This window comes from Oleiphilus sp. HI0132, assembly GCF_001635845.1.
This window is the reverse complement of sequence record NZ_LWGJ01001411.1, coordinates 1-478: the sequence shown is the minus strand read 5'-3', so window position 1 is coordinate 478 and position 478 is coordinate 1. Positions and strand designations below refer to the sequence as shown.

Genomic DNA, 478 nt, shown 5'->3' with positions numbered 1-478 from the left:
ACTTCTCGTTTTGATAGGTTAACGCTATTTCTGCGCCTTCTCGGTGAAAGGCATTAGCGATACCGGTTGCAATCGATAGCTTGCTTGCAATGCCAACTATAAGAACTTTTTTACCTGCTAAGAAACCCATAATCTATTACCTGGAACCAATTGAAAGTGCTGTCTAAGCGAGAAGGTAGCTCGCAATTAATCTATGCTGATGTTAAGAATATACCACTTGCTGAGATATTTTTATGAATAAAAATAGGCCGCATCTAATAAGTTTTTTGTATAGTCATGTTGAGGTGCGTCAAAAAGAGTTTCACAGTCGTTTTCTTCGATAACGTCTCCATGGCGCATAACTAATACTCTGTGACTTAATGCTCGTACGACTGCGAGGTCGTGACTAATGAATAAGTAGGCGATTTGGTACTTTTCCTGAAGGTGTCTCAGCAAATCTATCACTTGGTTTTGGACAGTACGATCTAAAGCAGATGTT

At 39.5% G+C, this 478-nt stretch carries 1 protein-coding gene and 1 pseudogene; both read right to left on the bottom strand.

The features are described from left to right. Window positions 1–130, bottom strand: a 130-nt coding sequence (locus A3766_RS32180) for an SDR family oxidoreductase (RefSeq protein ID WP_369808649.1), incomplete at its 3' end; no start/stop codon positions are given. A gap of 101 nt (window positions 131–231) precedes the next feature. Continuing rightward, a pseudogene (locus tag A3766_RS32175) lies at window positions 232–478 on the bottom strand (microcin ABC transporter ATP-binding protein); the annotation flags it as partial.